This window comes from Kineococcus xinjiangensis (assembly GCF_002934625.1).
Lineage (GTDB): Bacteria > Actinomycetota > Actinomycetes > Actinomycetales > Kineococcaceae > Kineococcus_A > Kineococcus_A xinjiangensis.
Genome location: NZ_PTJD01000004.1, coordinates 320,855 through 339,578, shown reverse-complemented (window position 1 = coordinate 339,578; position 18,724 = coordinate 320,855). Strand labels below are relative to the sequence as shown.

The following is an 18,724-nucleotide window of genomic DNA, read 5'->3' as shown; positions in this document are numbered from 1 at the left end:
CGACACCGCCGGGGTCAGCGACTGGTCCTTCGTCCACGACGGCGACCTCGACCTCATCCACCAGCCCCTCGACCTGCTCGGCATCAACTACTACACGCCGACGGTGGTGCGGGGCTGGGACGGCTCCCGGCCCAGGGAGTCCGCGGACGGCCACGGCGACGGGACGGCGACGCCGTGGATCGCCTGCGAGAGCGTGGACTTCCCCGAGCAGCACCTGGCCAAGACCGACATGGGGTGGCCGATCGACGCCACGGGCCTGCAGGAGCTGCTGCTGCGGGTGGCGGGGGAGAACCCCGGTCTGGAGCTCGCCATCACCGAGAACGGGGCGGCCTTCCCCGACGCGGTCTCGGCCGACGGCGGCGTCCACGACGACGACCGCATCGCCTACCTCCGGCAGCACCTCACCGCGCTGCACCAGGCGATCGAGCAGGGCGCGAACGTCACGGGGTACTACCTGTGGTCGCTGCTGGACAACTTCGAGTGGGCCTACGGCTACTCCAAGCGCTTCGGCATCGTCCACGTCGACTACACCACCCAGGTCCGCACCCTCAAGGACAGCGCCCGCTGGTACGCCGGCGTCATCGCCGGCAACGCCGTGACCGCGGCCGACCTCCCGCGGGACTGACCGCCCCGGGCCGCCCCGGGAGGGGGGCGTCCGGCGGCGGCGCTCCCGCGCGTCGGGTGCGATCCGTTCCCTCTCGGGGGCGCGGGGTGGATCGCACGACTCTCCTGTGCGCTTCTGTACCGCTGTCCGGGTGGCATCCGGGGCGGATCCTCACCCGATCGGCCCATCAAGAATCGCGGGACTCTTGCCACGCTGCGTTGACCGCTGCTTACTGGGAGTGTCGAAGGGAGTCACCATGCACATCGGATCGGTCACCTCGGCGCCCAATGTCTACGGCGCCCGCGACCCTCAGCGCATCTACGGGATCAGCCCCGTGGCGCGCATCAACGGGGACTTCCCCGACCAGGACCCGCTCGACCACCTCACCGGCAGCGACCGCGCCCTCCTGGCGCACCTGCAGGCCGGGGTCGTCGACGTCGACGGCTCCGACGGGACCGCGATCGCCGTCCTCGCCAAGGAGATCGCCTACGTCCGCGCCGCCGGCGTGGTCCCGGCCGGCCGCTCCCTCACCGAGGGCGAGATCAGCCAGCTCGTGCGCCACGCCATGAGCATCGCCGTCCGCCCCGTGGCCATGGAGACGCACTCGCGGATGTCGGCCTTCCTCCCGCAGGGCCGGGCCATGCTCCGCGTGGACGTCCTGCTCTGACGCCCCGCTCCACCGAGCCCCCGGTCCCCGCACCGGCCACGGCGCAGCACCCTCCCCGGGTGCTGCGCCGCTCGTGTGCAGCGGGCCCGCCGGGCCCCGATCCTGCTCCCGGCCCCCGGGTCAGGCCCGCGCCTGCTCGCCCCGCTCCGCGCTGCGCCCGCGCGGCACCAGGTCGGCGGGGTGGGCGCCCGAGAGGTGCCGTGCCGTGTTGACGAGCCCGACGTGGCTGAACGCCTGCGGGGTGTTGCCGAGCTGGCGGCCCGAGACGGGGTCGTACTCCTCCGCGAGCAGGCCGAGGTCGTTGCGCAGCGCCAGCAGCCGCTCGAAGAGCTCCACCGCCTCCCGCGTGCGGCCGATGCCGTGCAGGGCGTCGGCCAGCCAGAAGGTGCACGCCAGGAAGGCGCCCTCCTCGCCGGGCAGCCCGTCCACGCCGCCGTCGGAGGTGGTGTCGTAGCGCAGCAGGAAGCCGTCCCGGCACAGCTCCCGCTGCACCGCGTCCACCGTGCCCACCACGCGCGGGTCCTCGAACGGCAGGAACCCCACCTCCGGGATCAGCAGCAGTGCCGCGTCCAGGCCCTGCGAGCCGTAGAACTGCGTGAACGTGTTGCGCTCCGCGTCGAAGCCGTTGGCGCAGACCTCGGCGTGGATCTCGTCCCGCACCCGCTTCCAGCGGTCCACCGGGCCGTCCAGGCCGAAGCGCTCGACCGCCTGGACGGCGCGGTCCACCCCCGCCCACGCCATGACCTTGGAGTGCACGAAGTGCCGCGGCTCGCCCCGCACCTCCCACAGGCTCCAGTCGGCCTCGCGCCAGTTGCCCTCCAGGAAGTCCAGCAGCGCCCGCTGCATCCGCCACGCGCTCTCCGTCGCCGGCAGCCCCGCGCTGCGCGAGAGGTGCAGCCCGTCGAGGACCTCCCCCCACACGTCCAGCTGGAACTGGTCGGCGGCGAGGTTGCCGACCCGCACAGGACCCGAGCCCTCGTAGCCGGGCAGCCAGTCGAGCTCGAACTCCGGCAGCCGCCGCGTCCCGTCGATCCCGTACATGATCTGCAGCTTCGCCGGGTCACCCGCCACGGCGCGCAGCAGCCACTCGCGCCATGCTTCGGCCTCCGCCACGAAGCCCGTGCCCAGCAGCGCCTGCAGCGTGAACGTCGCGTCGCGCAGCCAGCAGTAGCGGTAGTCCCAGTTGCGGCTGCCGCCGATCCACTCCGGCAAAGAGGTCGTGGCGGCGGCCACGATCCCGCCCGTGGGCGCGTAGGTCAGCCCCTTCAGCACCACCAGCGAACGGCGTACCGCCTCGTCCCAGCGCGCGTCGTGCCCGTCGTAGTGGAAGTCCTCCATCCACCGCGCCCAGAACCGCTCCGTCTCCGCGAGGGCGTTCTCGGCGTGCACCGGGTGCGGGCGCGGGCCGTGGGAGGGGGCGTACGTCAGCACGAAGGGAACGCGGTCCCCGGCGGCGACCGAGAAGTCGGAGAAGGTCGTGAAGTCCCGGCCCTCCAGCGGGGCGGGGGTGCTCAGCCACAGCGCGTCCGGGCCCGCGATGGCCGCAAGGTCCCCGTCCTCGCGCCGCACCCACGGCACCACCTGGCCGTAGTCGAGGCGCAGCCGCAGCTCCATGTGCATCGGCACCCGCCCGCTCACGCCCTCGACGATGCGGATGATGTCGGCGGCCTCCCCGCGCGGGGGCATGAAGTCGATGACCCGCACGGTGCCCTCGGGGGTCTCCCACTCCGTCTCCAGGATCAGGGAGTCCCCGCGGTAGTGACGGCGCGTGCACATCCCGCCCGCGGTCGGCGCCAGCCGCCACATGCCGTGACCGTCGTCGCCCAGCAGCCCCGCGAAGCAGGCGGCGGAGTCGAACCGGGGCAGGCAGAGCCAGTCGATCGACCCGTCCCGGCCCACCAGGGCAGCCGTCTGCAGGTCACCCAGCACGCCGTAGTCCTCGATCCGCAGCGCCACCGGCCCTCCTCGCCCGAGGCCGACGTCCCGGCCTCGTCCCGTCCGCGGCGACGGTCACCGCGGGTCCGCGGGCGGCACCCGTGCGCCGACCCGCAGCGGGAATCCTCGCGGGAAGACCGCCGACCCGCAGCCCGAGTCCCCCGTGACCGGCGAGCGGGGGCGTGCCGCGGGAGCCGGGCGGCGCGGGCGCACGAGGGGTCAGTCGTCGGTGGAGCGCCGCAGCCGCTTGACGTCGCCGCGCCGCTTCTTGGCCTCCACGCGCCGGCGCTGGGAGCCCTTCGTGGGCCGGGTGGCGCGGCGGCTGGGAGGAGGCGGAGCCAGCGCCGCGGCGAGCAGCGAGGCCATCCGGGCCCGGGCGGCCTCGCGGTTGCGCAGCTGGGCGCGGTGCTCGGAGGCCACCACGGTGACGACGCCGTCCACCAGCCGGTCGGCGAGCCGTTCCAGGGCCCGGGCACGGGCGGCCTCGCCGAGGGAGGGGGAGCCCGTCACGTCGAAGGACAGCTCCACCCGGGAGTCGGTCGTGTTCACGCCCTGCCCGCCGGGCCCGCCGGCGCGCGAGAAGCGCTCCCGCAGCTCCGCCTCGGGGACGGTGAGGGAGCGGGTGACCTGCAGCCCCTCCACACCCACCCCCTGGTCGATCCGGCCGGCCCGCGGCCGCGGACCCGCCAGCATCCTCCCCCCTCCCGCCGGCCGGTGCGGACCGTGCGTCCCGCACCCCCGCGGCGCTGTCCCGGAGGCCCCGGACGGCCCCGATGTCGGAGCCGTCGTGTTTGGTTCCGCGGCAGCGGGGCACCGCAACGCTCAGGACGACGACAGGCAGAGCGACGACGGGCAGGATGAGACGGACGCGGCGCGGTCACCGGGGAACCCCGGACCGGCGGGCCGCGTCGGAGAGCGGGCGTGCCGGGGGATCCGGCCGCGTCCCGCGTGGAGGAGGACGGCATGTTCCGAGGCACGACGACCCGCACGACCCTCACCCGGGTGGCTTCCGGCGCCGGTGCGCTGGCGAGCGTGGCCCTGCTCGCGGGTGCGGCGCCGGTGAGCGCCGCGGCCGTGGTGGACGCCCCCGCCATCGAGCAGGCCGTGCGGACCAGCCCGGCCACGGCCGGCGTCGACCCCGCCGCCTACCGCGTGGCCGACGTCCGGCTCTCCGCCGCCGACGCCACCTGGGCGGCGGCCCACCTGGCACCCACCGGCGCCGACCTCGAGCCCGCCGACGTGGTCCTGCACCTGCAGGACGGGGCGTGGCAGGTCGCCGACCTCGGCAGCTTCGAGGTGGGCTGCGGCATCGCCCCCGCCCCCGTGCTCGGCGACTTCGGGACCGTCTGCCCGGGCTGACATCCCCCTGACTGCGGCCGGTGCCCCCGTCCCCGCCGCTGCCGGGGCCCCTCGGTAGCGTCGCTGCGTGACGCAGCCGACCGGGGAGACCCCGCCCACGGGAGTCGCCGCACCCGCTGCCGAGATGGACGAGGCGCAGGCGCTCCACCTGCTGGACGCCCTCCTGCGCATGGCCGAGGCGCTGCTGTCCTGCGGGGCGCCCGCCGCCGACGTGACCGCCGTGACCCTGCGCGCGGCCAGCGGCTGCGGCCTGCGCCACTGCCACCTCGACATCACCTACACCTCCGTGACGATCTCCGCCGCGCGCCGGGGTCGCCCACCGCTGACGACGTTGCGGGTCGTCCAGGTGCGCGGCATCGACTACTCCCGGCTGGCGGCGCTCTACGCGCTGGCCCACGAGGCGGCCGCCGGGGTCCGGGCCGACGACCTCGCGGCGCGGCTGCGCGCCGTGCTGGACGTGCAGCCGCGGGCACCCCGCACCGTGGCGAGCCTGGGGACGGCCACCCTGGCCGCCGCCGTCGCCTTCCTCATCGGCGGCGGGTGGGCGGTGGCGGTGGCGGCGGCCCTCACCACCGGCCTGATCGACCTGCTCCTGCAGCAGGCCAACCGGCACGGGCTGCCCGCGTTCTTCCAGCAGGTCGCGGGCGCCGCCCTGGCGACGGCGGTCGCCCTGGGCCTGACGCTGCTGGAGCCCGTGCTGCCGTCGTGGCTGGGCCCGCTGCCGCCCTCGATGGTCGTGGGGGCCGGGATCGTCGTCCTCCTCGCCGGGCTGTCGCTGGTGGGTTCCGCCGAGGACGCGATCTCCGGCTACTACGTGACGGCCAGCGCGCGGGTGTTCGAGACCCTGCTGATGACGACGGGCCTCGTGCTCGGCATCGCCGGGGTGCTGGACGTCGCCCAGCGTGCCGGGCTGCGGCTGACCCTCGTCCCCGCGGCCGTCGGCGGCCTGCCGCCCCTCGTGGAGGCCGCCACCGCCGGGATCGCCGCGCTGGCGTGGGCGGTGGTGGGGCGCGCCACCCGCTGGGCCGTGCTGATGGCCGGGCTGGCGGGGGCCCTGGGGTGGCTGGTCTTCGACGCCACGACCGCCGCCGGTCTCGGGCCCACCGCCGCCAGCGCCGTCGCCGCGCTCGCGGTGGGCTTCGTCGCGGAGAGCACCGCGTGGCGCTGGGGGGTGCCGGGCCCGGTGGTCTCCGTCTGCGGGATCGTGCCGCTCCTGCCCGGGCTGGCGATCTACTCCGCGATCTTCTCCGTCGTGGAGGGCTCGGGCGCCCAGGGGCTCACCCAGCTCGTCGGGGCGCTGGGCACGGGCCTGGCGCTGGCCGCGGGCGTCACGCTGGGGGAGTTCTGCTCCACGCCCCTGCGGCGGGAGTTCGACCGCGTCGAGCAGCGGGTGCGCCGCCGCGCCCTCAGCAGGCGCGGCTGAGTGCCCCCCGGGCCGCTCGTCCCGGGGCGCGGCTCAGCGCGACGGCTGCTCGCACGCCGCCCGGGCCGGGCAGGCGGCGAAGTGGTCGTTGACCACGCCGCACGCCTGCATCGCCGCGTAGGCGGTGGTGGGACCCACGAAGCGCAGCCCCGCGGCCTTCAGCGCCTTCGCCAGGGCCACCGACTCGGGCGTGGTCGCGGGCACGTCCGCCCACGACTGCGGGGCCTCGCCCGGCCGCCGCGGGGCGTGGCCCCACAGCAGGTCCGAGACGCTGCCGCCGCGCTCGGCCAGGGCGAGCACCGCCCGGGCGTTGCCGATGACGGCCTCGATCTTCAGCCGGTTGCGGATGATCCGGGCGTCGGCGAGCAGCCGCTCGACGTCGGCGTCCCCGAAGCGCGCCACCGCGGCCGGGTCGAAGCCGGCGAAGACCTCCCGGAAGGCGGGGCGCTTGCGCAGCACGGTGATCCACGACAGCCCCGACTGGAACGCCTCCAGCGAGAGCCGCTCGAAGACCGCCGCGTCCCCGCGCACCGCACGCCCCCACTCGGCGTCGTGGTAGCTCTCGTACAGCTCGTCGCCGGTGCCGAAGCAGCGGAGCGGATCGGCTGCGGCGGGATCGGCTGCGGCGGGATCGGTCACGGCGCGCAGCGTGCCAGCCGCCCCGGACACGCGCGGCAGGTGCACCCGCCCGGCCGCCGGGTCGTCGGGCGGGCGGTTGCTAGCGTCCGGCCATGACGCCGAGCGAGCCGGTGCAGTCCACCCAGCAGCCCACCTCCTCCCGGGACGGGTCCGCTCCGCGGCGGGTCCTCGTCCTCAACGGCCCCAACCTGGGGCGCCTGGGCCGGAGGCAGCCGGAGGTCTACGGCTCCGAGACGCTGGCGGACGTGGCCGCCCGCTGCACGGCGCTGGCCGCGGACCTCGGCGTGCAGGTGGAGTTCCGCCAGACCGACTCCGAGGCGCAGATGCTCGGCTGGGTCCACGACGCGGCCGACGAGCGGGTCCCCGTGGTGATCAACCCCGGCGCCTGGACGCACACGTCCGTGGCGCTGCGCGACGCCTGCGCGGAGCTGAGCGCGGGGCTGGTGGAGCTGCACATCTCCAACGTCCACGCCCGCGAGCCCTTCCGGCGCCACTCCTACCTCTCCGACATCGCGACGGGAGTGATCGCCGGCCTGGGCACGCGCGGCTACGACCTGGCGCTGCGCTGGCTGGCGGAACGCGAGCGGTAGGACGGGCCGAGTCGCGGGGCCGAGTCGCGAGGGACGGTCGGTCCCGGCTCGTAGGATGCCGGGCACGGCTGCGCGCGCTGCGGCCGTGAGCAGGCGCAGCGGACGCGGGCGCGGCGTCGACGAGGTCAGGAGCAGCAGTGGTCGAGCACATGAAGTGGTGGGGCTGGGGCCAGGAGGGCGTCTCCTTCCACCACGAGGACAAGCCGGGCCTGGCGCCGTTCGTCCTCGAGCGGGTCGACCTGGACCTGCACGGCCCCGGCGCGCCGGTCCCGGACTTCGCCAAGTTCAGCGTGCCGCCGTCGCAGGCACCCGGACCGCTCCGCGAGGCGCTGGTCGCCGCGGTCGGCGCCGGGCACGTCGTGGACGACGACCTCGACCGCGTCGTGCACGCCTACGGCAAGAGCCTGCGCGACCTGGTGCGGATCCGCCGCGGTGACTTCGGCCGGGTGCCGGACCTGGTCGTCTACCCGGGTACCGAGCAGGAGGTCGAGGCCGTGCTGCGGGCGGCGCTCGACGCCGACGCCGTGGTGATCCCCTTCGGCGGCGGCTCCAACATCTCCGGCAGCCTGGAGGCCCCGCGCGCGGAGACCCGCCCCGTCCTGTCGGTGGACATGGGGCGGATGAACGCCCTGCTCGAGGTCGACGAGACCTCCCAGGTCGCGCGCATCCAGGCGGGCGCGCTCGGCCCGCACCTGGAGGCCCAGCTCAACGGGCGCGGCTGGACCCTCGGGCACTTCCCCGACAGCTTCAAGCACTCCACCCTCGGCGGCTGGATCGCCACCCGCTCCTCCGGCATGCAGTCCGACCGGTTCGGCGACATCGCCGACATCACCCGCGCCGTGCGGGTGGTCACCCCCAAGGGCGTCGTCGCCACCCGCAACGTCCCCAGCCAGTCGACCGGGCCGAGCGTGCGGGAGATGGTCCTCGGCAGCGAGGGCAGGTTGGGCATCATCACGGAGGCGACGGTGCAGGTGCACCGCATCGCCGAGGAGCGGGTGATCCTCGCCTACTTCTTCCCCGACTACGGCAGCGGGCTGCGGGCCATGCACGACATCGCCGCCTCCGACGCCTCCCCGTCGATCACCCGGGTCTCCGACGCCAACGAGACGGCGTTCACGTTCGCGACGTCGAAGAAGAGCTCCGGGCTCTCGGCGATGCTGTCCAGGGGCGTGAAGCTCTACGCGCAGAAGCGCAAGGGCATGGACCTGTCGCAGATGTGCCTGTCCTTCATCGGTTTCGAGGGCTCCGCCGCGCACGTCAAGCGCAGCCGGACGCTGGTCGGCGAGATCGTCGCGAAGCACGGCGGCTTCTGCGTCGGCGCCGGCCCGGGCAAGCTCTACGACCAGAAGAAGTTCGACACCCCCTACATCCGCGACTTCATCCTCGACCGCGGCGCGATCGGCGACGTGTCGGAGACGTCCTCGACGTGGGCGACGCTGGAGACGGTCCACGACAACGTCGTGGCGGCCGCGAACAGGGCGTTCGACCAGATCGGCGTCAAGGGCTTCATCTTCTGCCACCTGTCGCACAGCTACCACATGGGCGCCTGCCAGTACTTCACGTTCGCCTACGTGGCCAGCGGCCGCCGCGACGAGCTGGAGGAGTACGACATCGTGAAGGGCGCCATCCAGCAGGCGTTCATCGACAACGGCGCGACGCTGTCCCACCACCACGCCGTGGGCCGTGAGCACTCCCGCTGGTGGGAGCAGGACGTCTCCCCGGCGGGCGCCGCGATCGTGCGCACGCTGCTCGACGGCGTCGACCCGGGGCGCAACCTCAACCCGGGCTCCATCACGGGCTGAGCCCCGGCCGCACCGGCGACGGGCCGCCCTCCTCCCCGGGAGGGCGGCCCGTGGCCGGTCCCGCCCCGGGGAGGGTTGTCGGCGCCGGTCCCTACAGTCCGCGCATGCCCACCACGGCGCCGGCCACCGGCGGCACGCACCCCGCCGGCCCGTACCGCTGCGCCGGCCCCGCCGGGCGCCGCCCCTCAGGCGGGGGAGTCGGGGTGGCGGCGCGCCGCACCCCACCTCGCGCGGCCCCACACCGTCCGCACGAGCGCCCGCGGCGCCACGTCGAGGACGGTCATGACGGCCTTGTAGCGCTTGCTGGGGACGCTGAGGACCTTGCCCGCGAAGGCGTCGTCCAGGCTCTGGCGCACGACCTCGTCGGCGTCCAGCCACGCGGGGGAGTCCGAGCCGCCGCTCTTCATGCCCGCCCTGGCGTGGAACTCGGTGCGCACGAAGCCCGGGGCCACGGCGGTGGCGGTCACCCCCGTGCCGCTGAGCTCCTGGTGCAGCGTCTCGGTGAGCAGCGCCACGTAGGCCTTCGCGGCCGAGTAGTGCCCGCCACCGGCGACGAACCCCGCGACGGAGGCGATGTTGACGATCCGGCCGCGCCCGCGGCCGCGCATCCCCCCCGCGGCGGAGCGCGAGAGGACCATCACGGCCCGGCAGAGCACGTCGAACATCTCCTCGTGCGCGGCGAGGTCGCCGTCGGAGAAGCGCTGCTTCAGCCCGAACCCGGCGTTGTTGACCAGCACGTCGACCGGGCGGGCGGGATCGGCGACCCGGTCCGCGACCCGCTGCAGCGCCTGCCGGTCGGACAGGTCGGCCGCCAGCACCTCCACCTCGACGCCGTGACGCCGGCGCAGCTGCTCCGCGCTCGTCTCCAGCCGCTCGGCGTTGCGTGCGACGAGGACGAGGTCGTGGCCCCGCTGGGCGAGCTGCTCCGCGTAGCGGGCGCCGAGTCCGGCGGTGGCCCCGGTGACGAGGGCGGTGGGTCGGGCGGGTGCGGGGTCGGTCATGGCCCCGACGATAGGTGCCCGTCCGGAGTGCCCGGCGAGGAGGGGCGATGAGCTGGAGCGGACCCGTGACCGCCGGCCTGGGTGCCAGGCTGGAGGAGGCGGCCGACCAGCGCACCCGCGAGCACTGGACGGGATACCTGAAGGGGGCGGCCCACTTCCGCGGGGTTCCCATGGCCGGTGTCCGCTCGGCGGTCCGCGCCCTCTGGCGGCAGCACGACCTCGGCGCCCGCCCCACGGGGGAGCTGCTCGCCCTCGCGCACGAGTGGTTCGCCGCGCCGTGGACGGAGGACAAGCTCGCCGCCGTCCTGCTCCTCGCCGAGCACCTGGTGCCCCGGCTGGAGCTGCCGGACCTCCCGGCGCTCGCCGTCCCGCTCGTGGAGGGCGACGTCGCCGACTGGAACGTCTGCGACTGGTACGCGACGAAGGCGCTGCACGCGTTCGCCGTGAGCCGTCCGGGCGAGGTGGAGGCCAGGGTCCGAGGCCTCGCCGCATGGTGCTCGGCGGAGGGCCTGTGGCAGCGACGCGCCGGTCTCGTCGCCCTCGTGCGGCTCGCCCCCGGTGGAGAGGAGGTCTTCCCCGGCTTCCCCGGCCTCCTGCTCGGCGCCTGCGCCGCCAACCTCGTCGACGATGACCGGTTCGCGCACACCGGCCCGGGCTGGGTGCTGCGGGAGCTGTCGAAGGCGGAGCCGGAGGCCGTGGCGGCGTTCGTCGCCGCGCATCCGGAGCTGTCCCGGGAGGCGCGGCGGATGGCGACCGCCCACCTGCGTCCGGGGCCCTACCGCCGCCGGTGAGGGCCCGGACGGGGAGATCTCCGACGATCGGGCGATGCCTCCCCGGGGTGGGCAACGGTCATGATCGCCGCATGACCTCGCTCGCACCTCCGGCGGCCATCACGAGGAGCGCCGGCCGTCGTGACCGTCTGCTCCTCGCCGCCGTCACCGCCCCGCCCCTCGTCCTCGCCGGCGTCGGGCTGACCCATCCGCACCACCTCGACGCGACGACGGCGACGTGGTGGACGTGGATGCACCTGCTGCTCATCCCCGTCTTCCCCCTGCTCGGGGTGGGGCACTGGCTGCTGCTGCGGCGGGTGCCGGGCGTCCTCCCGTGGGTGTCGCGGGTGGCGGCGTTCGTGTTCGCCTGCTTCTACACCGGCCTCGACGCCGTGGCGGGTGTGGGCAACGGCGTGCTGATGCTCCGGTCCGGTGCCGCCGACCAGAGCGACCTTCCCGAGGTGGGCTGGCTGTTCGGCATCGGCAACGAACTGGGGTCCGTGGGCGGGTGGGCGCTCGTGCTGGCCGCCGTCACCACGTCGGCGGTGCTGGTCCGCCGCGCCGGGGTGCGCGCGCTGCCCGGCGCGACGCTCCTCGTCGCCGCCACCGCGGTCTTCTCGGGCGAGCACATCTACTTCCCCGTCGGCGTCCTGGCCGTCGTCGGCATCGCCGTGGGCTCCGCCCTGCTCGCCGCGGTGGCGCGGCCTCAGGACGTCCCGGCCTCCGCCGCGGACCCGGCTCCCACCGGCCCCGCTCCCACCGGCCCCGCTCCCACCGGTCCCGCCTCCGCCACCGGGTCGACGCGGTAGCCGGCGAGGTCCTCGCGGGGGTCGCCGGGAGGGGTGCCGCCGGGTCCGAACGGGCTCCCGCCGAGCTCCTCCCGTCCGTGCGGCTCGTGCCAGCCCGCCAGGTCCGGCCCGCCCGGCACGATCTGCGTGGGGTTGATGTCGGTGTGGACGACGTAGTAGTGGCGCTTGATGTGGGGGAAGTTCACCGTGTCCCCGATGCCCGGCGTCTGGAACAGGTCGCGGGCGTAGGCCCACACCACGGGGTACTCGCTGAGCTTGCGCCGGTTGCACTTGAAGTGCCCGTGGTAGACGGGGTCGAAGCGGACCAGGGTGGTGAACAGCCGGACGTCCGCCTCGGTCAGGGAGTCGCCGACGAGGTAGCGACGGGTGGCCAGGCGCTCCTCGAGGAAGTCGAGGCAGGCGAAGACGTCGTCGTGGGCGCGCTCGTAGACGTGCTGGCGCCTGGCGAAGCCCGCCCGGTAGACCCCGTTGTTGAGGTCGCTGAAGATCCGGCGGGAGACGTCGGCGATCTCGCCGCGCAGGTGCTCCGGGTAGAGGTCCGGCGCCCCGGGCCGGTGCAGCTCGCGCCACTCGGTCGACAGGTCGAGGGTGATGCGCTGGTAGTCGTTGGTGACCAGCCGGCCGGACGGGACGTCCACCACCGCGGGCACGCTCACCCCGCCCGGGTAGTCGGGCCGGCCCTGCGCGGCGGCGCGCCGGTCGTACGCCTCGTGCAGGAACCGCATGCCCAGGACCGGGTCCCGGCCGTCGGGGTCCAGCGTGAAGCGCCAGCTCCGGGAGTCCTGGACGGGATCCACCACGGCCATCGGCAGCGCCGCCTCCAGCCCCAGCAGGCGGCGCACGACCACCGCGCGGCTCGCCCAGGGGCAGGCCAGGCTGACGACCAGGCGGTACCGGCCGGCCTCGACCGGCCACTGCGAGGAGCCGCCGGCGGTGATCCGGTCGGTGAAGTGGCTGCTGCCGCGCTCGAAGTCCTCGTCCGACACCTGCTCCACCTCTCGCGCGGCACCCGTCGGATCACGGTAGACCGCGTCAGGCGGGAGCGCTCTCCGTGGCCGCGTCGTGGCTGCGCGTGGTGCGGGCGGCGGACAGGCGGCGCCACCGCGCCTGCGCGAGCAGCGCCAGCAGGGCGGCGGTGCACACGGCGGCCGACGCGAACGTCATCGACCGCACCGGCCCGGAGGCCTCGATGAGCAGACCCGCGAGGGCATTGCCGACAGCGGCCCCCGCGGTGACGCCGGTGGACAGCCACGCCTGCGCCTCGTTCACCCGGTGCGCCGGGGCCAGCTCGTCGATCAGCGCCCCCAGGATGATCAGGTTGGGGGAGATGAAGAGGCCCGTGCAGAACAGCACCGGCAGCAGCACGGTCAGCGACGGGTCGCCGTCGCCGACGACGATCGCGGTGACCCCCAGCAGCACGCCGAAGCCACCCAGGCACACCGGCAGCCGTCGCCGCTCCGGCCCGGTCCAGTTCCGCCCGCCGTACAGGAGACCGCCCACGGCGCTGCCGCCGGCGATGGCGGCGAAGAGGTAGCCGAGCTGGTCGCTGGAGCCGAGCACCTTCTCGGCGACCGCCGCCAGGGAGACGTCGAGCAGGCCGAAGCCGACGCTCATGGCCGCCATGACGCTCAACGCGATGGGGATGCCGGCGACGAGCGCGACCGTGCGCCGGTACCACGGCAGCGCCGCCTCCCCGGGAGCCGAGCCGCCCGGGCCGGCGTGCTCGCCCGGAGCGGGTCGCCAGGTCCGGGCGGCGTGGGTGCGGGAGTAGAGCAGCGCGCCGGTGGCCTGCAGTCCGGCCGTCACCAGGGTCGGCACCAGCGGGTCGAAGAAGGCCAGCAGCAGGGTCAGGAGCAGCGGGCCGCCCACGAAGATCGTCTCCACGGCGACGGCGTCCAGGGCGTACCCCGCGCGCTGCTGCTTCAGGTCGGGCAGCACCACCCGCCACGCCGCGCGCATCGCGGGACTGATCGGCGGGAACGTGAGGCCGACCAGGACGGCCAGCGCGGGCAGCGCCGCGTCGTGGGCCGCCGTGGCCGTGACGAGCGTGAGGACGGTGAGCAGCGCCGCGCTCGGCAGCGCGGAGGCGAGGACGACCCGCGGCTGCCCGAAGCGGTCGAGGGCGCGGCCCCACAGCGGTGAGCCGATCGCGGCCCCGATGGCGAAGGCACCCGCGACGACGCCCGCCAGGGCGTAGGAGTCGCGCAGCTCCTCGACGAGCAGGACGAGCCCCAGCGGGGCCATCGCGATCGGCAGCCGGGCCAGCACCGCCGCTGCGAAGGGACGGGCAGCGCGCGGGTTGCGCAGCACTGCCGCGTAGGTGGTCATGCCGGACGCGTGGTCCTCGCGGGAGCCCATCGGGTGTGCCTCGTTCGGTGCTCGTTCACCGGCGCTCGTCCACCGGTGGTGCGGGTGCCCACCGCCGGGTGGGCCGCCGTCCAGCTTGCCAGTCGTCCGTGCGGATCCGCACCGCGGTTTCGCGGCAGCCGGTGGTGCTGGTGGTGGTGGTGCTGGTGGTCAGCGGGAGCGGCGCCAGATGCGGGCGCAGTCCCCACCCGCTGCGCGGGCCAGCAGCAGGGCGTCCTCCGCCTGCCCGAGCGCCTCGTCGGCGGAGGAGGCCCGGTCCGGGCTGAGGCTGGCGCCGATGCTCACCAGCACCCGCGGGCTCGCGTCGCCCGTGGCGGCCTCGAGCGCCAGCAGCACGGAGTCGGAGACCCGCTCCGCGACGGCCTCGGCCTGCCCGGGGAAGACGTCGACGAGGACGAGGGCGTGCAGCCCGGGTGCGAGTTCCAGCGTCACGTCCTGGGAGCGCACCGCGGCGCGCAGCCGGCGGTCCAGGGCCCGGGGCGCGTGCAGGCGCTGCGGGGTGCCGTCCTCGGTCTCCACGGCCACCAGCAGCAGCACGGCGCCGACGCCCCTGGTCCGGCCGGCGTCCACCGCGGTCTGCAACCGGGCCAGGAGCCCGCTGCGGGAGGCGAGTTCGTGCACGGGCGGGCGCGGGGCGGGGACGGCGGGGTGGGACGCGGAGAGCGGTGCGGGGGACGGCGCGGTCGGCTCGCGCACCGGCTCGAGGGCGCGCAGGGGCGCCACCCGGGTCAGCAGCGCGCTCGCGGCGGCCACCACGAGGTCGCGGTCGTGGGTGATGACGAACTCGAAGCGGCGCTGCGCGTCGGGGCCGGTGTCCCCGAGGTCGCGGGCGAGCAGCGCCCCGGCGAAGTGGGGGCCGAGGACCGTGACGGCCCACTCCAGCGCGAGGGGGTCGGAGGCGTCGATCGAGGCTCCCCGGACCCCCGGCAGGGGCTCGTCGGCCATGCCGTGGCCGAGGGCGGCCACGAAGGTGGCGGTGGCTGCGATGTCCGCGTAGCGGACGCGGGTGGCGGGGGTGAAGTTGGCCGCGTCCTGGAAGGTCGAGACCACCACGCAGGCGTCGCCGTTGCCGCGGGCCTGCTGCTCGAGCTGCTTGCTCATCTGGATGAGCAGCGGCTTCGTCGCGACGCGGACGGGCCGGCGGCGGGCGCCGACCTCGAAGGGGGTGCGGCCGGAGTCCAGCCGCCGCCGCGGGGAGAGCGTGATGGTGTCGGCGGGCGGGCGGGTGACGGTGGCCGGCAGCGGCTCGGGGCGGCCGAAGAGCCAGCCCTGGCCGAGGGAGGCGCCGAAGGCCACGGCCGTGGCGCGCTGCTCCTCCGTCTCGATGCCCTCGGCGAGGACGAGGGTGCCGTCGCGCTCGGCCTGGGCGCTGACGGCGTTGACGATGGCGGCGATCTGCGCGTCCGGCTGGGCCTGGACGAGCCGCAGGTCCAGCTTGACGACGTCGGGGCGCACGAGCGGCAGCAGTGCCAGCGAGGCGGGGTCGGCGCCCACGTCGTCGAGGGCGATGCCCCACCCGCGCGAGCGCAGCAGGTCCACCATCCGCAGCAGCTCGGCGGGGCGGGCGGTGAGGGCGCGCTCCGTCAGCTCGACGACGACGGCGTGGCCGCGCTGGCCGCCGAGGGTGGGCGGGCGGCGGGTCCCGGCGGCCTCGGGCTCGGTGTTGAGGAAGAGGGTCCAGCCCGTTCCCAGACCGGCGTCCTCCGCGGAGCGCAGGGCGGCGAGCTGGCAGGCGCGGTCGAGCTCGGCGAGGCGGCCGACGCTGCGGGCGGCGGCGAAGAGCGCGTCGGGGCGGTGCAGGGGGGAGCCCTCCGGGCCGCGGGCGAGGGCCTCGAACGCCACCGGCAGGCGCGAGTCGATGTCGACGATCGGCTGGAAGGCGGTGCGCAGCAGGCCCGCGCGCAGCACGACGTCGAGCTCCGCGGCCGCGTCGAAACCCGGTCCGGAGCCGTGGTGGTCCTCGGCGCGGGCGGCATGCGTCTGCCGTAGGGCGCCGGAGGGGTTCACCCGTGCTCCATCGGCAGGCGCGGCGGCGTACTTGAGAGCCCGCCCAGGGCGTTCGACATCGTCGAACCGGGCGCGTTGACCCCCGCGGCCGCCCCTCCTAGCGTCCTCGGCGCAGGACCGGGGAGCGGATCAGTGCGGCACTACGGAAGTGCCCCGACCGCCGCACCCGGCCCCGAGCACCGGAACGGGCCCGCGGGCCCGACGCCCGGACCGACGACCGCACCGGACACCCGCTCCGCTCCCCCCGGGAGCGGAGCACACCGCCTATCAACGGAGAGGGCACATGGCCGAGCACGGCAGCACCTCAGCACCCCGCACATCCGTCCGCGACCACGACCGGCCCCGCGCCTCGGTCCACCAGAAGCCCGGTCTCATGGGCGAGCTCCTCGCGGAGTTCGCGGGCACCGCGATCCTCATCCTCATCGGCGTCGGCGTCGTCGCCCAGGTCGTCGCCGGCGGCAACGGCGGAGCCGACGCCATCCACTGGGCCTGGGGCCTCGGCGTCGTCTTCGGCGTCTACGTCGCGGGCCGCGCCAGCGGTGCGCACCTCAACCCGGCCGTCACCATCACGCTGGCCGTCTTCAAGGGCTTCTCCTGGGCGAAGGTGCTGCCCTACTCCATCGCGCAGTTCCTCGGCGCCTTCGTCGCGGCCCTCATCGTGCGCTTCGGCTACAACGACCTGATCATGGCGGCCGACCCGGAGACGACCTTCGCCACGCAGGGCATCTTCTCCACGCTGCCCGCCGAGAACGTCACCCTCACCGGCGCCTTCATCGACCAGGTCATCGGCACCGCGATCCTGCTCTTCCTGATCTTCGCGGTCACCGACCTGCGCGCCACCCCGCCCGGCGCCAACATGGCCCCGTTCATCATCGGCCTCATCGTGGTGGCCATCGGCATGGCGTGGGGCGTCAACGCCGGCTACGCCATCAACCCCGCCCGTGACTTCGGGCCCCGGGTGGCGTCGTTCCTGACGGGCTACTCCACCGCGATGCGCGAGTCCGGCGGGGCCTACTACTTCTGGATCCCGATCGTCGCCCCGATCGTCGGCGGTCTGCTCGGCGGCCTGCTCTACAAGGTGCTCGTCGAGCGCTACCTGCCCGAGGAGCCCGGCGAGGCCACCGAGCAGGGCCGCGTCCCCACCGACGCCTGATCGCCGCAACCCGACCGTCCCCCTGCAGAGAGGCAGAACCCGATGGCATCCGAGTCCGGCCCCCAGTACGTCGCCGCAGTCGACCAGGGCACGACCAGCACGCGGTTCATGGTGTTCGACCACAGCGGCAACGAGGTCGCCAAGCACCAGCTCGAGCACTCCCAGATCATGCCGAAGCCAGGCTGGGTCGAGCACGACCCGATCGAGATCTGGGAGCGCACCAGCTCCGTCATCAAGACCGGGATGGGCGCCGCGAAGCTGGAGGCGGGCGACCTCGCCGCCCTGGGCATCACCAACCAGCGCGAGACCGCCGTGGTGTGGAACAAGCGCACCGGCCGTCCGTACTACAACGCCATCGTGTGGCAGGACACCCGCACCGACCGCATCGCCTCGGCGCTGGACCGCGACGAGCGCGGCCAGATCATCCGCCGCAAGACGGGCCTGCCGCCGGCGACGTACTTCTCCGGCGGGAAGATCCAGTGGATCCTCGAGAACGTCGACGGTGTGCGCGAGGACGCGGAGAAGGGTGAGGCCGTCTTCGGCAACACCGACTCGTGGCTGATCTGGAACCTGACCGGCGGCGTCAACGGCGGGGTGCACATCACCGACCCGACCAACGCCAGCCGCACCATGCTCATGGACCTCGAGACCCTGCAGTGGGACGACGAGCTCCTCGGGTTCTTCGGGATCCCCCGGGCGATGCTGCCCGAGATCAAGCCGTCGTCCTACAGCGAGGGCTACGGCACCACCCTGGCCAACGGCCCCCTGGGCGGGGAGGTGCCGCTGACGGGCATCCTCGGCGACCAGCAGGCCGCGACCGTCGGCCAGGTGTGCTTCGAGCCGGGTGAGGCGAAGAACACCTACGGAACCGGCAACTTCATGCTGCTGAACACCGGCACCGAGCTGGTCCGCTCCGAGAACGGCCTCCTCACGACGGTCTGCTACCAGTTCAACGACGACAAGCCCGTCTACGCCCTCGAGGGTTCCATCGCCGTCACCGGTTCCGCGGTGCAGTGGCTGCGCGACCAGCTCGGCATCATCTCCGGCGCCTCGGAGTCGGAGTCGCTGGCCCGGCAGGTGGAGGACTCCGGAGGCTGCTACTTCGTGCCGGCGTTCTCGGGCCTCTTCGCCCCGTACTGGCGTTCCGACGCCCGCGGCGCGATCGTGGGGCTCTCCCGCTACAACACCAACGCCCACATCGCCCGGGCCACGCTGGAGTCCATCTGCTACCAGAGCAAGGACGTCGCCGACGCCATGGCCCAGGACTCCGGCGTCCCCGTCGAGGTGCTGAAGGTGGACGGCGGCATCACCGCCAACACCCTCTGCATGCAGATGCAGGCCGACATCCTCGGCGTCCCGGTGTCCAAGCCGGTCGTGGCCGAGACGACGGCCCTGGGGGCGGCCTACGCCGCCGGCCTCGCCGTCGGGTTCTGGAAGACCACGGACGAGCTGCGCGACAACTGGAACGAGGGCGAGCGCTGGACGCCCACGTGGAGCGACGAGCAGCGCGAGCAGGGCTACAAGGGGTGGCGCAAGGCGGTCGAGCGCACACTCGGATGGGTGGACGTGGACTGAGGGTCCTCCAGAACGCAGGCGGG

The 18,724-nt window shown here is 74.7% G+C and carries 17 protein-coding genes; 10 read left to right on the top strand and 7 right to left on the bottom strand.

What is annotated here, in order from left to right; genetic code table 11:
- Both CLV92_RS08005 and CLV92_RS08000 read left to right on the top strand, forming a co-directional pair.
- Nucleotides 1-625: glycoside hydrolase family 1 protein (locus CLV92_RS08005; RefSeq protein ID WP_146099455.1), on the top strand; the 625-nt coding region annotated here is incomplete at its 5' end.
- A 235-nt stretch (nt 626-860) separates the two neighbouring features.
- A complete protein-coding gene (locus tag CLV92_RS08000; protein ID WP_104432262.1) occupies nt 861-1,271 on the top strand; it encodes a hypothetical protein in 411 nt (136 codons plus the stop codon).
- Nucleotides 1,272-1,391: 120 nt separating this feature from the next.
- Here CLV92_RS08000 and CLV92_RS07995 read toward each other — a convergent pair whose 3' ends face one another.
- Together CLV92_RS07995 and arfB are read right to left on the bottom strand one after the other, a co-directional pair.
- Nucleotides 1,392-3,227, bottom strand: a complete 1,836-nt coding sequence (locus tag CLV92_RS07995; RefSeq protein WP_104432261.1) for a glycoside hydrolase family 15 protein — start codon at nt 3,225-3,227, stop codon at nt 1,392-1,394.
- 198 nt (nt 3,228-3,425) lie between these two features.
- Nucleotides 3,426-3,899, bottom strand: coding sequence for an alternative ribosome rescue aminoacyl-tRNA hydrolase ArfB (gene arfB, locus CLV92_RS07990; protein WP_104432260.1), 474 nt, complete (start codon nt 3,897-3,899; stop codon nt 3,426-3,428).
- 270 nt (nt 3,900-4,169) lie between these two features.
- On the opposite strand from arfB, the gene CLV92_RS07985 reads away from it, so the two are divergent.
- Entirely contained in the window at nt 4,170-4,565 is a 396-nt protein-coding gene (locus tag CLV92_RS07985) for a hypothetical protein (RefSeq protein WP_146099454.1), read from the top strand.
- A 67-nt stretch (nt 4,566-4,632) separates the two neighbouring features.
- Nucleotides 4,633-5,988 (top strand): threonine/serine exporter family protein, encoded by a 1,356-nt coding sequence (locus CLV92_RS07980; RefSeq protein WP_211290964.1) that lies wholly within the window; start codon nt 4,633-4,635, stop codon nt 5,986-5,988.
- 33 nt (nt 5,989-6,021) lie between these two features.
- On the opposite strand, the gene CLV92_RS07975 is transcribed toward CLV92_RS07980, so the two are convergent.
- Nucleotides 6,022-6,627, bottom strand: a complete 606-nt coding sequence (locus tag CLV92_RS07975; protein ID WP_281256914.1) for a DNA-3-methyladenine glycosylase I — start codon at nt 6,625-6,627, stop codon at nt 6,022-6,024.
- A gap of 92 nt (nt 6,628-6,719) precedes the next feature.
- On the opposite strand from CLV92_RS07975, the gene aroQ reads away from it, so the two are divergent.
- Both aroQ and CLV92_RS07965 read left to right on the top strand, forming a co-directional pair.
- A complete protein-coding gene (gene aroQ, locus CLV92_RS07970) occupies nt 6,720-7,217 on the top strand; it encodes a type II 3-dehydroquinate dehydratase (RefSeq protein WP_104432257.1) in 498 nt (165 codons plus the stop codon).
- A gap of 137 nt (nt 7,218-7,354) precedes the next feature.
- The gene (locus CLV92_RS07965; protein WP_104432256.1) at nt 7,355-9,019 is read left to right on the top strand and encodes an FAD-binding oxidoreductase; all 1,665 of its coding nucleotides are present in this window, start codon (nt 7,355-7,357) and stop codon (nt 9,017-9,019) included.
- A 185-nt stretch (nt 9,020-9,204) separates the two neighbouring features.
- Here CLV92_RS07965 and CLV92_RS07960 read toward each other — a convergent pair whose 3' ends face one another.
- Nucleotides 9,205-10,020 (bottom strand): SDR family NAD(P)-dependent oxidoreductase, encoded by an 816-nt coding sequence (locus CLV92_RS07960; protein ID WP_104432255.1) that lies wholly within the window; start codon nt 10,018-10,020, stop codon nt 9,205-9,207.
- Between the two features lie 47 nt (nt 10,021-10,067).
- Between CLV92_RS07960 and CLV92_RS07955 the strand changes: the two genes are divergently transcribed.
- Nucleotides 10,068-10,811 (top strand): DNA alkylation repair protein, encoded by a 744-nt coding sequence (locus tag CLV92_RS07955; protein ID WP_104432254.1) that lies wholly within the window; start codon nt 10,068-10,070, stop codon nt 10,809-10,811.
- Between the two features lie 71 nt (nt 10,812-10,882).
- Nucleotides 10,883-11,599 carry a hypothetical protein gene (locus CLV92_RS07950; protein ID WP_104432253.1) on the top strand — a complete coding sequence of 239 codons (717 nt, stop codon included), beginning with the start codon at nt 10,883-10,885 and terminating at the stop codon, nt 11,597-11,599.
- Here the strand turns inward: CLV92_RS07950 and CLV92_RS07945 are convergent.
- The 3 genes from CLV92_RS07945 to CLV92_RS07935 all read right to left on the bottom strand — a co-directional run bounded on the left by CLV92_RS07945 (nt 11,497) and on the right by CLV92_RS07935 (nt 15,973).
- Nucleotides 11,497-12,585 (bottom strand): glutathione S-transferase family protein, encoded by a 1,089-nt coding sequence (locus tag CLV92_RS07945; RefSeq protein ID WP_170112730.1) that lies wholly within the window; start codon nt 12,583-12,585, stop codon nt 11,497-11,499. The two genes, CLV92_RS07950 and CLV92_RS07945, sit on opposite strands and share 103 nt — an antisense overlap.
- A gap of 46 nt (nt 12,586-12,631) precedes the next feature.
- Complete coding sequence (locus CLV92_RS07940; RefSeq protein ID WP_104432251.1) at nt 12,632-13,957, bottom strand: MFS transporter; 1,326 nt, start codon at nt 13,955-13,957, stop codon at nt 12,632-12,634.
- A 159-nt stretch (nt 13,958-14,116) separates the two neighbouring features.
- Entirely contained in the window at nt 14,117-15,973 is a 1,857-nt protein-coding gene (locus CLV92_RS07935) for an EAL domain-containing protein (protein ID WP_211290963.1), read from the bottom strand.
- A gap of 373 nt (nt 15,974-16,346) precedes the next feature.
- Between CLV92_RS07935 and CLV92_RS07930 the strand changes: the two genes are divergently transcribed.
- Both CLV92_RS07930 and glpK read left to right on the top strand, forming a co-directional pair.
- Complete coding sequence (locus CLV92_RS07930) at nt 16,347-17,126, top strand: MIP/aquaporin family protein (RefSeq protein WP_245886553.1); 780 nt, start codon at nt 16,347-16,349, stop codon at nt 17,124-17,126.
- Between the two features lie 42 nt (nt 17,127-17,168).
- Nucleotides 17,169-18,701 carry a glycerol kinase GlpK gene (glpK, locus tag CLV92_RS07925; RefSeq protein WP_104432249.1) on the top strand — a complete coding sequence of 511 codons (1,533 nt, stop codon included), beginning with the start codon at nt 17,169-17,171 and terminating at the stop codon, nt 18,699-18,701.
- Nucleotides 18,702-18,724: the final 23 nt, after the last annotated feature.